The sequence below is a fragment of the Arthrobacter sp. BGA-UO-ETr-C19 genome (assembly GCF_059568005.1).
Window position 1 is genome coordinate 1 of sequence record NZ_JCAQPC010000005.1, and the last position, 14,281, is coordinate 14,281.

The 14,281-nt window shown below is 60.6% G+C and carries 13 protein-coding genes; 7 read left to right on the top strand and 6 right to left on the bottom strand.

The window, feature by feature from the left end; all coding sequences use genetic code 11:
- Nucleotides 1–612: 612 nt before the first annotated feature.
- Both AC57BR_RS00385 and AC57BR_RS00390 read right to left on the bottom strand, forming a co-directional pair.
- Complete coding sequence (locus AC57BR_RS00385) at nucleotides 613–1,194, bottom strand: hypothetical protein (protein WP_496357819.1); 582 nt, start codon at nucleotides 1,192–1,194, stop codon at nucleotides 613–615.
- A gap of 210 nt (nucleotides 1,195–1,404) precedes the next feature.
- Nucleotides 1,405–1,971: a hypothetical protein gene (locus AC57BR_RS00390; RefSeq protein ID WP_496357820.1), complete on the bottom strand. Its 567-nt coding sequence runs from the start codon at nucleotides 1,969–1,971 to the stop codon at nucleotides 1,405–1,407.
- A gap of 230 nt (nucleotides 1,972–2,201) precedes the next feature.
- On the opposite strand from AC57BR_RS00390, the gene AC57BR_RS00395 reads away from it, so the two are divergent.
- Nucleotides 2,202–2,528, top strand: a complete 327-nt coding sequence (locus AC57BR_RS00395) for a hypothetical protein (protein WP_496357821.1) — start codon at nucleotides 2,202–2,204, stop codon at nucleotides 2,526–2,528.
- A gap of 375 nt (nucleotides 2,529–2,903) precedes the next feature.
- Entirely contained in the window at nucleotides 2,904–3,413 is a 510-nt protein-coding gene (locus tag AC57BR_RS00400; protein WP_496357822.1) for a hypothetical protein, read from the top strand.
- 1,119 nt (nucleotides 3,414–4,532) lie between these two features.
- Here AC57BR_RS00400 and AC57BR_RS00405 read toward each other — a convergent pair.
- Entirely contained in the window at nucleotides 4,533–5,171 is a 639-nt protein-coding gene (locus AC57BR_RS00405; protein ID WP_496357823.1) for a hypothetical protein, read from the bottom strand.
- Between the two features lie 1,496 nt (nucleotides 5,172–6,667).
- Between AC57BR_RS00405 and AC57BR_RS00410 the strand changes: the two genes are divergently transcribed.
- From AC57BR_RS00410 to AC57BR_RS00420, 3 genes are all read left to right on the top strand, one after another.
- Nucleotides 6,668–6,901: a hypothetical protein gene (locus AC57BR_RS00410; protein WP_496357824.1), complete on the top strand. Its 234-nt coding sequence runs from the start codon at nucleotides 6,668–6,670 to the stop codon at nucleotides 6,899–6,901.
- A gap of 212 nt (nucleotides 6,902–7,113) precedes the next feature.
- Nucleotides 7,114–7,566, top strand: a complete 453-nt coding sequence (locus AC57BR_RS00415; protein ID WP_496357825.1) for a hypothetical protein — start codon at nucleotides 7,114–7,116, stop codon at nucleotides 7,564–7,566.
- Between the two features lie 252 nt (nucleotides 7,567–7,818).
- A complete protein-coding gene (locus AC57BR_RS00420) occupies nucleotides 7,819–8,133 on the top strand; it encodes a hypothetical protein (RefSeq protein ID WP_496357826.1) in 315 nt (104 codons plus the stop codon).
- Between the two features lie 75 nt (nucleotides 8,134–8,208).
- Here AC57BR_RS00420 and AC57BR_RS00425 read toward each other — a convergent pair whose 3' ends face one another.
- Nucleotides 8,209–9,537 (bottom strand): hypothetical protein, encoded by a 1,329-nt coding sequence (locus AC57BR_RS00425; protein WP_496357827.1) that lies wholly within the window; start codon nucleotides 9,535–9,537, stop codon nucleotides 8,209–8,211.
- Between the two features lie 127 nt (nucleotides 9,538–9,664).
- Here AC57BR_RS00425 and AC57BR_RS00430 point away from each other — a divergent pair, with 127 nt between their 5' ends.
- Both AC57BR_RS00430 and AC57BR_RS00435 read left to right on the top strand, forming a co-directional pair.
- Complete coding sequence (locus AC57BR_RS00430) at nucleotides 9,665–9,982, top strand: hypothetical protein (RefSeq protein WP_496357828.1); 318 nt, start codon at nucleotides 9,665–9,667, stop codon at nucleotides 9,980–9,982.
- 1,077 nt (nucleotides 9,983–11,059) lie between these two features.
- Nucleotides 11,060–11,659, top strand: coding sequence for a recombinase family protein (locus AC57BR_RS00435; protein ID WP_496357829.1), 600 nt, complete (start codon nucleotides 11,060–11,062; stop codon nucleotides 11,657–11,659).
- Nucleotides 11,660–11,708: 49 nt separating this feature from the next.
- On the opposite strand, the gene AC57BR_RS00440 is transcribed toward AC57BR_RS00435, so the two are convergent.
- On the bottom strand, nucleotides 11,709–12,917 hold the full coding sequence (locus AC57BR_RS00440) for a multidrug effflux MFS transporter (RefSeq protein WP_496357929.1): 1,209 nt from the start codon (nucleotides 12,915–12,917) through the stop codon (nucleotides 11,709–11,711).
- Nucleotides 12,918–13,062: 145 nt separating this feature from the next.
- Nucleotides 13,063–14,271: a Gfo/Idh/MocA family protein gene (locus tag AC57BR_RS00445; RefSeq protein WP_496357830.1), complete on the bottom strand. Its 1,209-nt coding sequence runs from the start codon at nucleotides 14,269–14,271 to the stop codon at nucleotides 13,063–13,065.
- Between the last annotated feature and the right edge of the window lie 10 nt (nucleotides 14,272–14,281).

The window sequence follows — 14,281 nt, forward strand, 5'->3', positions numbered from 1 at the left end:
CGATGATCTCTCCCGTCACAGGATCGATCATCACCCCTGTCATCTCGGTCGTGGACTCTGACACGGCCGTCTCCTTTCGGATCAGGCCGGACCCTCACACACCGTTTTTCTTACAGTCCCTGCCGAGTTGAGGGGTACATTCATCTGGCCTCTATTCCTTTGAGCAGGGAATCAGCCAGCTGATGAGTAGGAGTCCGTAGTGGCCTTGCCGGGACTAGGTTTCACCTTAATTGGGGCGTTATTCCTGCTCTTCGGCTTGGCGATAGCCGTATTTCGGGCTGCCGTCTCAAAGGGACATCGGCAATGGATGGATATGTTCGCTGGACGGCGAGGCCGCCAAGCGGCTGAAGCGATCACGGAGGGGACCTGGCTGGCGATAGGGGTGATGTTTGGGCTCCTCGGGATCGGTCTGCTGTTCGCTGGCCTGAACCTGCTCCTGCGCCATTGAAAGCCGCATCTCCCAATTTGACGCCTATAGGAGGATCGTCGTTGAAGATTCGCGGCGCTTCCTTCCGGGAACCCCTAGCGGTGTCGTTCCGTAGGTTTAGCCGTGATCTGCCGCGCGACCGAGTTTGAGACTCTGTGCCGGCGTCCTCGTCGGGCCTATGAGGCTTAGTAGGAGGCTACCCCGGCCGCAGTTTGTGCGTCGATGCCAGGTCCATAGCGGTCGATAAGCTGCCGCTTTATGGCCTCAATGTCCCTTGCCCCGACAACGTCGACCAGGACGATGTCTCCGTTCGTGGTTATGCCGGTGGCCGTTATGTTGATTCCCTTCGAGCGCAAGTGTTCGGTGTCGGCGTCCACGCGGCGCTGAATCGCTTTTGCTTGCTCAATGCTGCGAAGGGCGTTGCGGATGCCGACGGTAAACCCGTCGGCCGCAGCCGAAATGGCTGCCACATCAGCTTTGAAACCCTGAACGTCGGCGTCAGGTGATGGAGGAATGATGGCGATCACGGCGTTAGGCACAGCCTCATACCAGACATTATTGGGAAGGATGCCCCGCTTTTTGGCGCTGGCCTTTACGCTCTCGATTGCTGCGGAGACTCCGGGCGGCGCCGTTGGAGGCATGTTCGTGGTGTCTGTAATTTCCGTTTTGGTGCTCTCTGCTACCGGCGGGACTGTGTCGGCTGCCGCGCAGCCGGCCAGCACAGCTGCGAGGACCGCCACTGCGGCCATCACCTTTACAGTGCCCATTTCATCCTGCCTATCCCCGAAGAGACGTAAAAGCAGTATCCACCAATTCATGCCGTTTTACCGCGATCCGTGTAAACGAAGAGTACCTGCGGCCGGGGCCTCCGAACAGGTGCTCCACGGGCGCGAAATGAGGTTCTGCTGTGTCTGGGGAACCTCAACCGGACCAGCTTCCTTGGTCTAGTCCAAAAATGCTCTTTTGTGGAGACGGTCTCAGAAGGGATCAGTCTTGCGGTCGGTATGGCGAGCGAGCAGGCTCTGACCTGCGTCTCCGGTGGCTACTTCCAGCTCTCCCTTGTTTGTGTCAATTGCCGCGATTTTCCAGGACCGCTTGAGCTCGGCCGGCCTTTTCGCGGGAAGGTCGAGCAATCTGTAGGAAGACAGCTCGCTGAACTCCCGCACATGCCCTGCGGGGGATCCCATCTCGCCAAACAGAGGCCGGAATTTGATAATTCCGTTGGTCACCTCGGCGAGTCCCTGTTCCCACCTGCTGCTCAGTGAACCGGGGAGAGCCTTGGGGTGGCGGATGGCGCATTCGATGAGTCCGCGCTCAACGTCCCGGGCGAGACGGGCCTCTCGCTCTGCCGTTGCCAGTCGCGCGACTATGAGTGCAAAGGCAGCGATGACGGCGACAGTGACTGCAAGTGAGGGCCAGAAACCGAGAGGTTCACGGAGGATGCTGGAGACCAAGATGCCAACGATGAGAACCCACCAGTATGAACGTGAGAGTGCCTTTTCCCACTTCCCGAGCGGCGTGGGATTCCTTATCTCAACTGCCATTTCTTGATCCTAGCCCGCCCTGATGCCCGGGCGGGAGGAATTGAATCTTGGACGTTTGGCGAACCCCTCACGGCACAAGTCGCTAGGTCTAGTCCTTTTTCCTTCGGGAAGCCGGGCCCGGACACTCGCGTCTTAGGCCTGCTTCCCTAGCCACACGGCCCTCCACCTGTCCCGAACATGTCCGGACGTGAGAAAGTGTGGGTCGTAGCCCGAGGAAAGGCAAAGACACCTTGAAATGGTTTGGCAAGGAGCCTAGAGCAGCGGCGATTTCGTTCGAACTCGAAGCGATTGCCAATTGTGCCGTTCACCCTAAGTTCCTTGATGAGGCGGTAGTGTCCACGGCCAAGGTCAACGAGATGTACCTAAATTTTTCAGATCATTTACACGACTTCGTTGACGCTGTGGAAGAAAAGTTTGCAGCAGATGGGCGCTTGGACACTTCATTTGTACGAGGTGAGTGGGTCAAGCACATGGGTGAGCCTTCGATTGACTCCGTTGCTACGAGGATTGCCCAGGTTCACTTCCAGCGTTTGGTCGATGTACTAGGAACGGCCTGACTCACACGGGGCCTCCTGAGAGGAACCTCAACTGGGCCAGTTGACTTGGTCTACTCCAAAGGGGAAGCCGGGCTAGTCGAATCACCGAGCCCCAGCACCCCCATTGGATGGGTCGAGGTATCCGACGGAGAACACGAAGTTCTCAGCATGGGGCAGGACTACGCCCGAGAAATTGCGATTGTCCTGGCCTGCACTTTCCTGTGAGTGTTGTCCCTGTGAATCGCAGCGATAAATGGCGGTCTTTTCGCAAGCGCTAAATGTCCCCCTCAATGGCAGTGCCCAGAGTGAACGTGAAGTCAAACCAAGGCGCAGTCCTGCGGCCGCTAGTCTATTCAGGACAGCACCAAGCGGGTGCCCACTGTCATTGAGGATGTCATGAACGATCAGAATTCCTTTGGAGCGATGCTTGCCATTATTTCCGCCGTTCGTGACGCTCGCACCCGTCCTGCCGTGGTGGCGACCGTGGAGACCACCCGCAGCGGAGTCCGTCGCAGTGTGGCAAAGGCGCATATAAATTTCAACGACCGAATCTGGTCCCTAACTGACGAAAATGGGGCGTCCGCATTTCACCCAGAAAGCGGGTGGACCATCAGCCACAGCGACGGAGCCGTTGAGACTGTACCCAGAGAGCGTGATGACTGGATACCACCGGAAATGCTCCTGTTTTTCCCCCTTTCCCTCCCCATTTGGGGTGGACAGATGGACAACTGGAGGGTCATCGACGCAGAAGTGTCCGGAGGGGATGCGCATCTGCGCTTCCAGCACAAAGACGATACGGCACTTTTCGGCCAGGCAACCATCGACCTCCAGTGGGGGATTGCGACGGAGTTCACGATGCCATGGGAGCGGACGACACTTCAGGACATCAAGAATTCCTGGGAATAGTTCCACAAAAGGGTGTGCCTGGAGGTGGCAGCGCCGGCGGAACTAAGGGCTGATGCAAAGGCTAGGGGTAGTCCATTTCCTTCGGGAACGCTGAACGGCACATTCAAGCGTTGCGTAACGAGTGGAGATTCACTCAAGCCGTGTCTGTCTCGTTTCAGTTCCAACTGGAGGGAGTCAGTAGTGCACGTTTTCGACTGCGCGTAGCTTCGTGGCATGGGGAAATATATATCGCTGGCGCTGGCTGGGCTCTTGGTGGTTGTACTTGGATCCGGGTGCGGCACCGGTCCAGGCAGCGGCGCCGAGACGTGCGTCGACTGGGTCCGGTTGCAATCCCCTCAAGACCAATACGACCAAGCCGGCATGGTCCTGATCGGTAGGTCTGTCGGCGAGGACAGTGAAACCAGCCTCTACGGTTACAGGGCCACGACCCACCGGATAGAAGTCGAACGTGTAGTTAAGGGCAACCCTGGTGCCGGAAGGCTTCGCGTCTCCTCCACACCCCAGACGTGTACTGGTGGCGAGTCCTACCCGGACGGCGACCCACTCGCTACGGATCAGCGAATCATCATTTTCGCCACCCAGCAGGGCACTGAGTGGTTCACCCTTACGCCCGCTCAAGGAGTCCTGCCCTTTCAGCAGGGGAAAGAACTTCCATTTCAAGCATCCGTTACTCCACCTGCAGCACCGCCGGCTAAGACGAGCCCACCTATCCATGCCATTACTCCACTTTCGAATCGACTTCCAACGGACAGCTCGCAGGCTACGGGTGAGAGAGTTCCATGGACTCTGGTGAGGATCGACAACGAAAAAAACCGCATCTACCTCTCAGCCGGATCGGTCGGATGTTTAGTGCCGCATGTGGTGCACCTTCAGGAGAAGCCGACGGAAATCGTTATCGGGGTCCCGGCCCATCGTCCGGTAGCCCATGCACCGCGCAGAAAGTGACCCTCGTCGGTTACGTTCAGCTCAACGGCCCGGTCGACGGACGTCGAATAGTGGGGAAACACGGTGTAGGAGGAGTGACCGTGATGCTCACCCCAAGTCTCCTTGGCGAACCCGCTGCGGGAAAGTCCGGCAGCGAACGGCCTGTCCTTGCTGTGAAACCGGTGAAACGACGTGTTAGGGGACGGGTAGAAGCGCGGATTCCACGGCGACAATTTTCTCGCCATAGCGCCGGTCCATCTTTTTCTGGATGCTCCCGTCGTCGTAAATGACCTTCAAAAAGACGTAGCCGTTTTCGGCCAGTGCAGAAAGCATTGTCGGCTCGGCGGAGTTCAACAGTTCATTTTGGATCTTCCTCAGCTGATCCGCTGTGCCAGCACCTCGATGCGCTGCGTCCCGGCGGGGGTCGCTTGGCCCGCGGAGGACATATTCATTGCGTCCGAGCGGCCGTGGAGGTGTTTGCCCGAGTGTGAACGTTTTGCCGTCCCACTTTCCCTGCAGCAGGTAATCGCCATGCGTGACCGTCCCAACGGTCGTCGATCCGGTGACCGAGTCCCAGTTCCAGCCGTCAATGACTGGACCCCTACACATGGGAGGATCAGACGTCGCGATGTAGCCCAAGCAGAATTCGGGCTCTGCGGGTCGCCTTTGAAGCACTGTTCCCTGCCCCATAAGTTCCGTTCCCGCGATGGAGGACTTCGACGCCTCGACCGTGCCGGTGGTACGGTCGCCTGGTTGAACGGTCGGGGTGCAGCCAGCAAGCACAACGGCGAGGCCGCCAATTAACGCGCCTCTGGCAATTCCGCGCCTCCTCATGCCTAAAGTATCGCTCTTGTGTTCCTGAGGAACCACGGGGAGTTTACGGATCAGAGGCCCCAGACCCTACCCGGTTCAGGCCGATCCTTCAGCCTCGCGAGTTGGCGGCTCCTCGGCCCTTGCGGGGAACGCTGAACGGAGCAGGGGACTAGCCGAGTTGACCGCTTGCGGCGATGCCGTCATAGTCCGTCAGATAGAGGGCTACGCTGGTGCCCACGGAGGCAGCTCTGAAAAGTCAGGAGATGCAGAATGACACCAGCGACGTTGTTCGGTTTGGTTCTGGTTGGCGCAGGGCTGTTCGTCGTGGCAATATCGCGGCCTCTGGCAAGGAGCGCCGCGATCATACGGACATGGTTCTCCTCAAGCGTGGACGTAGCGTGGCGGACGCAACGCGAGATCCCACGAGTACGTTTGATCGCCGCTTCCTGGATTCTCCTTGGGGCCGGATTCACCATTTACGGCCTCATTACCGGGCGCTAGAGGGCGCTTCGAAATAACCCGCCCGGATCGCGCATTGCCGATCCCGCAGCTAACGGGGACGCACGGCAGAGGAACCCCTCACGGCACAAGTCGTTAGGTCTAGTCCATTTTCCTGAGAGAACCGTGAGCGGACATTCGAGCACTGGCCGATGGAATACTCGAAGGATGCAACAACTGGGGGATGATTTGCAGCGCGGTCTGATCGCTACACCTAGCGGCAGAAGGCCTTGGATCGCTGCTGCGGTGTCTGTAATGGTGATTGGCCTTATGCTGCTCCTGACCGAGATTTCCCGGGGACCGACCGTTGAGTTGGTTCTCGGATATGCAGCGACGTATGTCCTGGTGGGGCTGTGTATGCTCGGGCCCAATTGGAGAGCGCTGCACGGCGCGCAGATCGTGGGATTTGTTGGACCCGGTTTCATTATGGGGATTCTGTGGGCGCTGGGCACTGGCTATTGGGGCGGGCTTTGGCTCTTGGGCCTCCCAGCATGGGCCATCATTTGCCATGACTGGGGCAGTTACACGCAGCGGCAGCGGGTTATGCGGCCTCTGATATTCCTCTTGCTGTTGGCCGCAGCGTCGGCGATCTTTGCTGTCGCCACCATCTACCCAAACTTCAGCGCATTCTTCTTTCCCCTCATACCCCTGACGGGCCTAGCGAACCCCGACTATAGGGCACGAACCATCCAAGCCGCAGCAGAACTTGTTCTCTCCTTCGCCGTCATAGCAGTGGCAGTGGCCCAGCCGTCAAACGAGTGGGCCTGGCCCCCGAGCTACGCGGGCGGGGCTGTTATGGGATGCGGTCTGGTTCTGGCCGGCGTGCTGCATTGGGCTCCAGCGAGCTCCCCGTCAGGGCGAACAAGATCTGACGTGGTGTCATAGTAGGCCAACATCGCCCTACCGGAGGTGGAACCCTTCACGGCACAGCTCGGCGGGTATATCCATACACAGCCGTTAGTCTGGTGCCGTGGCACGAGTGTTGTAGGACCAAGCTATCGAGAGGTGGGCCAGCGTCTATGACAGTTTCGGATCGCTTTCGCGGCGCCGCCGTTCGGATAATGGACGGCGACGATTCAATGGCTGCTGCACGCACACTTGAGGGAGTTGTCCTCGACGAGTACACGGGTGATGAGCGCGTGGAGGATCTGTTGGAGGGGCTCGCGATGTACTCGCCCGGAGCTGGCATGCCCTACATTGACGCACGAGAGCTCAGGCGTTTGGTGTCTGTTGCCCTTCAACAGCTTGAATGACGACGAGACCCGGTTTAGACCGGAGCTGACCGAGCTTATAGGGGAACCCTTCATGGCACAGTTCCATAGGTCTAGTCCATAGTCCCCTCGGCGATGCGCCCATTGGGGCACGAGAGGATACCTCCACGGGTGTCATGTAGCATTTTCAGCCTTCGCTGGGATCCTGTCGGTAATTGACAGCGACGGCGACGGCCGCATGGCAGAATCACCGTGTGGAAACCCCTGAACCCGTAATTGTAGACTGGCCCTCACTCCTGTTCGCGCTTATCGTCGATGCGCTCGTGGTTTGGGGACCGGCGCTTTCGATGTTCTTTCTTATATCAGCGCACCAGGGCTTTGTTGCCGTGGCCATGGTGCTTTTGGCACTGATGGCCAATTGGGTCCTATATGCCCTCGGAAACACTTTGGGCACCTATCTTGGCGGCTTCCGACTACAGACTCGACGCCGGCAAGCGCCAGGGCTGACCCATGGACTGGTCCTCACGCTGCCGAGCTTCGCACCCATCCTCGCCCTTGGATTTCTGCTTGCTGTCAACTTCACCCCGGGTAACAACGCTTCCGGTTATCTAGGCAGGCCGGACAGCCATCCCATCATCGGACTGCGAACGCATCCACGGCGATTCCTGCAGGCCGCCGATAATTACTGGGAACGCTGGGCTGACTAGGACCATCAACGGAACAATGACTGGGACATGTGGTGACGTAAGCTGGCCGTTCTAGCTCCATGGGCCCATCTTTGGGACTGCCCCAATGAGCCCCTTCAGGAAAGCGGTAAGTGAGATGCGCGGTTTTACTTGGGATTCTAGTCCTTCAGAGGATTTCGACAGGCCGGACGAAGAAGTCGCGCGAAATGGCTCTGTATATGACAAGTCGGCCTAGCCGGACGCGAGAATCTTAGTCGTGAAGTCTTTCTTATCTTGGCTGACACGGACGATATCGACATCTTTACTTCGCTCGCCATGAACTACACAACACCACCCGACATCCTGGACAGGATTGTGAAACGCTTTCCGGAACTACATGGGTGGGCCTCCACCAATCCGAGTGCTTCCGCTGATTTGAAGAAAGAGGCCCCTGCCGCTGAGCACATCGCATCGTCTATTGCTGCGTTCATGGACCAGGTCGAGGCCACCGACGATGAACGTCGGGCATTTATGAAGAAATTTGATGAACTGCAGCCGCCTGGCGGCCCGCTGCTCGGGGAAGTCTGGGCTCAGATCCGTCCGGAGTAGAGGGCGGATCCGCTTTAGGGGAACCCTTCACGGCACAATTCTCTAGGTCTAGTCCATTGGCATCCTGGGAACCCTCTACGGTGTGGTTTTGCCTGTGGGAGTCCGATTAGGGGAGTACCAGGCCCGGCCGTGGCCGTATCGCGTTGCTATTCCGGGCAGGCCGGCGGGTGTGAGGTCCACGATGTCGAGGATTCCGCGCTCGGGGGGAGGCAAGAACTCCGGCTCGGCCCACTCCGGGACTACGGCGTCTGTTGTTTTCAGCTCTTCGGCCGCTTCGACCCGTGGGCTTGCTGCATCCATCTGATCGCCGCTCCTCCGGACAGGGATTCCGCCGAATGCGTGCCCGGCAAAGGCAAGAAGACCCGCGGCGGTATCAGGATCGTCAGACTCTGTGGCCGGCACCATCGAGCTCTTGTCCCATAGCCAGGTGGCGCGGGCAAGGGAACGAAAAGTATCGTGGTCCAGCGAATTGAGCGCATCGATTCCGTGCACCGGGCAGTAGTCATCGGCCGGAATAGTGCCGTTGCTCCAATCTTCTTCGCCATCGATGTCACGGCGTTGGGCCTCGGCCAGGCAGGAGCAGCCTGGCGCCTCCCTGTCTTTCGGGTCAATCCCGTCGCCGTAAAAAGGATCGAGTCCACGTGCCCAGACAGGCCCGCCTGCACAGGGAACCATCCATACGGTTCGCCGTGCCTTCAGGTGCGCCCACCACCGCCAGAGATTCCGGCCTGCAGACACTACCGTCAGCACGGTCGCCACCGCGGCAAACTGGGCAACGACGGGATCGAAGGGATTCCCGTCCGTAGGTGGAGTTTGGCTCATAGCTAGGGACCACTGAGCCGAGAACCAGCCCCAGAGCACGACCGAAACGGTCGCCAGCCCGGCGGTCATCCAACGCCCCGGCGTCAGGGCACGCCGTTCAGACAACAGCGCGTTGGCTCCTACCCGCACCGTTGAGCCGTCTTTCAATCGGGTCGCGAGCTGGCTGACCGATTTCAACTGCCGCGACGAGGCCCGGGCTTCTGCAGCAGCTAGAACAACGGCGACCAAAGCGCCTGCTGCCCAGACAGGAGCAAACGCAGCCCCGACAGAGCCATGTAGCCAAGCGCAGGCCACAAGAACTATTACCAGTCCGAAGGCACATGCCCTGCCCAGCGCCCACCCCAAGAGCACAAACATGCCCGTGCAAGCCGCCGCGGCAGCAGCAAAGACATTGACCGGCAGGAGCGACTCGTCCCACGAGAGCTCCGGTTCCTCCCACCCTCGATCAAGAACGAACGCTAACCCAATGGTGACCAGACCGGTCAGCCATGCGGTCAAAACGATCCGGCACCCGGACCTCCGCCTGGGCAAGCTGATCCAGTCTGACTTGCTTGGCCGGACCAGATCTCGGAGGTTTTCCATGGCATCATTTTGCCGGGACAACCCCACATTCCACGAAACCTAGGGATTCAAAAGCGCCAGCATTGGAATGCCGCCACCTTTCGAATGGGTAACCTCTAACGGGTGTGATTCCTCTTAGAATGACCGCATGGATGCCAGAACTCAGGAGTACCGACGCCTGCGCCGTGAGGTAACCGCGTGCGTCAACGCGCATGACCTTCTCGGAGTCTTAGACGATGCGCCGCCCGATGAATACGACCCCGAAATAGAAGACTTCACGCGCCTCATCGCCAAAGGCGAACCCGTCACTCCAGAGCTAGTCGCCGCTGTCTGCCAGAAATGGTTCGGCGACAGCAAGGAAGCGCCAGAACCACCCACGCCAAGAATCACGGCACTCGCCAACGAGCTCAGAACCATCCAGCGTGAATATGCTTCCCGGCCGCCAGGTACACGGTTGACCGACTGACACTGAGCGAACTCGATTCGACATCGCATCTCGGGAAAGCTTCTTCGATAGGGGTTATCAGGATGCGCAATTTACCCCATTAACGAACGCTCTACGGCCCTTACTCACCCAGATACTCCCTGAGCCCGTGAGTGAAGACGCTTGGTCAGCCGATCAATTTCACGCTCGAACCTTCCCCCATCAGCCCATATAGCACCGCCCTCGACCCGTTCGAACTGAATTCTGAGGGCACCCTCCACGACGGAAACCGAACATCGAACTTGGCTCCGAGCAAAAGTTCGCTTCAGGGTCGCACTTACTTTGTCGGCTTCCATAAGGCGGCCATGGTAGCCATTAGCTTCACTCATCTCATCAAAGCAGCGGGTAAGTGCCTCCTGGGGAGACAAACCGCGCAGACTTACAAAGGCCTCGGTCAGTGAAAGGGTTTTTAGTATTGAGTAATTGCCGTCCGATACCGCAGCAAGGGTCCTCGCTCTCGTTGCCAGTCCTCGCGCAAAGAAGACGACGCCCATGCTCATGAGGATGAGGAAGGGAACCCCAGTCCAACCGTTGGGCCGCGCGAATAGTTGTGGCACCACAAATGCTATCCCGGCGAGGCAAAGCACTATAAGAAAAATCAATCCGACGACGCCGGGCCGGACTCCCTGCGATCGCGGCAGGCTGCTCATCGCACCTCAATAAATCGAAATGGGCTTCTAATCGCCGGCATGAGAATCTCACCCAATTGAAGGTCACCCGTGTCCATGACGTGAGCATAGTTTTAAACGGCAGTAAGGGCCATGGGAAGCCGCTATCACTGGTACGGCAAATCCTGAGCGCTCAATGCGTAAGCACTGCACATTTGCGTCCCAGCTTCGAGCCGATTCCGGCGATGAGCACGAGACCTTCCGTTAGAGGCGTCCCGTATAGACCGCGAGAGCCGTCCCGTAAGCCGGTCACTCACCGGACGCACCGCCATCTGATCTGGACTGTTAGGTCTTGGCGGAGGCAACCGTTCCGCATGAACGGTCCGGGGATATGTCCGGTGACGGGCTGCTATATGGCGCACTGCTACCCATATGGCGGACACTCCTGTTCATGGTTGAAATAAAGGTTGGCTACGCAAGGGTTTCCACCGACGAACAAGACCTCACCGTCCAACGGGATGCGTTGGCGGCCATGGGCGTCGAACCTGATCGCATTTATGTCGATCATGGCCTCACCGGCAGTAACACGAACCGCCCAGGACTGCGTGAGGCGCTGGCCGCGTGCCGAAGCGGCGACACCTTGATGGTGACGAAACTCGACCGGCTGGCCCGCTCTGTCCGGGACGCGCATCAGATCGCAGACGACCTCGCAGCGCGCGGGGTGAAGCTGAACATCGGCGGTTCGTTGCATGATCCCGCGGACCCGATAGGCAAGCTGCTGTTCAACGTTCTGGCCATGGTTGCCGAGTTTGAAGGCGATCTCATCCGGGCGCGCACGCGCGAAGGCATGAAGATCGCCAAAGCCAAGGGCCGCCTCCGTGGGAAACAGCCCAAACTATCGGCGAAACAGGAGGCACTCCTGGTCCAGCTGCATGACGCTGGAGAACACACCATGTATGAGCTGGCCGAACTGTTCTCCGTTGGCCGTTCCACCGTCTACCGCGCGCTCGACCGGGCGCGTCAGAAGGCGGAAAAGAAGGCCGGCTCCTGACGCATGGATAATTAAAGCTCCCAAGGCAGACACCGCCGTCGTGCGCCCCCTAACGAGCCTCGACGCGCCTGATCAGCCCAAGGCAGGCAACTGCCGCCGCGACGGACACCACGGTGACAATGCCAAACGGAAGTGCGTTCTCCGCCCCGCCGATACCCACCAGCGGTGCAGCGACGCCGCCGAAGGCAAACCGGGCCAGGCCAAGCAGCGACGACGCGGTGCCGGCGATGTCCGGATAGCCCTTCAGGGCCAGGGATGTCGCGGGCGGGCTGGCCGCCGCCACGCCGCCAACCATCGTGAAGAGGGACAGGATCACGGCAATGAGGGGCAGGTGCAGGAGCGCGGTGACGAGCAGTCCAAGGGAACCGGCAGTGGCCATCGCCAGCCCGATCACCAGCGTCGCCTTCTCCGACCACCGTTCGGCCAGCCGGCCGCCGAGGAAACCAAAGATCATGAACCCCAGGGAGTTCAGGCCGAAAGCAAACGAGTAGCCCTGCGGCGAGAGCCCGTAGATGCCCTGCAGGATGAACGTGGCGCCGCTGAGGTAGGCAAAGATCGCAGAGTACGTAAAGCCTGTGATCAGCACGGCGCCGACGAACACTCGGTCCGCCAGCAGGCGCCGGAAATCCTGCAGGGTATGGGCAAACCCGCCTGCCGCCCGCCTTTGAGCCGGAAGGGTCTCCTTGAAGATCACCAGGCAGGCCACGAGGATCGCGACGCCGACCGCCGCGAGGAAGAGGAAGACGCCGCGCCAGTCGGTGACCGTGGCCAGCTGCCCGCCGATGACGGGACCGACGATCGCCGCCAATCCGCCGAGCACAGTCAGGCGGCCGTAGTAGCGGAGGAGCTTGGCGCCCTCGTAGACGTCGCGCCCGGCCGCCTGCGCAATCACGATGCCCACAGCGCCGGCCAGGCCCTGGACGAACCGGGCGGCGATCAGCGTCTCAACAGTGGGGCTGACGGCACAAAGAACGGACGTAACCGTGTAAGCGGCGACGCCGAGCAGCAGGGGAAGCCGGCGGCCGAAGCGGTCCGACAGCGGACCCGCAATCACCTGGCCGATGGCCAGCCCGAGCAGGCATGCCGTAATGGTCAGCTGCGCCGTCGACGTGGAGCTTCCAAGCTCCGCCGTCAGGGCCGGCAGGACAGGCAGGTAAAGGTCCATGGAAATCGGACCGAAGATGGTCAGCAGGCCAAGGACAATTGCCAATGGCCGTCCTACTGCCTGTTCGCGCGTGGTCACCGGAGCGTCGGTCACAGTCACGCTGCCTCCGTTCAAGGGGGTAAGGGGGTGCCGCCATTTCGACGGCGATGATGGGGTGCCCTTCCACCTAACCAGCGTTTTACAACGCTGTGGGAGTCCCTGCTGGTACCCCCTCCACGAGGGACTCCCACCACACCGGCTACCCCTGCGCCGTGGAAACAGCCTGCCCTGAATAGCCAGCCCGTTCCAGGGCCTCGAGCGGCGATGCCCACGAGGCCAACACCTCCCTCGCGGCAGGAACCTGCTCGACGGCGAGCGCCCGCCGGTACGCGTCGTCGAGGACGTCCCGGATGAGCACCTTCTGCGCGGTCTGCGAAGACTTCACGGCCGCCTCGACCATCGCCAGGCTCAGGACATTCGCATGGATTTCGCCCGAGGGAACCTCACCCGTCCGCAGGCTCCGGACGAACTCAGCCAGCGCCCCGGCGATCTCTTCCGGCGTCCCGCCCTCCGCAACCAAAGAATCCGGCGAGGAAAAAGCAGAACCCGGCCGGCCGCCGTCGTCCGCCCCGGCCCCAGCCCCGGCAACAGCGCCGTCCCCGGCAACATGCTGTGCGACCGGCGCCGCAGCGCCGTCCCACGCCGCGGTGCCGTTGGCTCCGTTGATCCGCCAGCTGCCGTTCCACGAGGTTTCCAGCCCGTCGGCGCACCAGCTGCCGGTGTAGACAAAGCGGGTCCCGCCGTCCATTTCGAAGACGGCCGTGGCAGCGGCGTCCCCGGTGTACCAGCTCCAGCCGGGGTTGAACTCCTCGCAGTAGACGGAAACCGGGTTCCGGCCGAGGAGGTACCGCGCGGCGTCGAACGCGTGGATGGCCATATCCACCAGCAGCACGTGCTCCATCTCCTCCCGGAAGCCGCCGAAATGCGGCGCCTTGAAGAAGTCGCAGGTCAGCAGGCCGATCTCGCCGAGCCGTGCAGCCTCCCGCCTGAAGGCAGCGAGCGTCCGGAAGTAGCGGCGGGACTGGCTGATCATCAGCAGCTGGCCGGTTGCCTCGGCCACCGCGGCAAGCGAGAGGGCTTCCGCGACGGTCGGCGCCGCTGGCTTCTCGCACAGCACGGGCAGCCCGAGGAAGTGCGCCTCGACATTCACCGGATGGTGCGCGGCCGGGACCGTCACGTTCACCACCGCCTGCGCCCCGACGGCGTCTGCCAGCTCGGTCAGGCTCGTCCCCACCGGCACATCGCCGAGGCCCAGATCGGCCAGCGCGTCCCGTGCCGCCTGCGGGTTGAGGTCCACGACGCCGGCCAGTTCGACGTCGGCCGACTCACCCAGCAGCCGCAGCCAGGCCCGGCCCATGCCGCCGGCCCCCACCTGGACCACGCGGACGGGAGCCGTTGGATCAGGCAAAGTAGCGAAG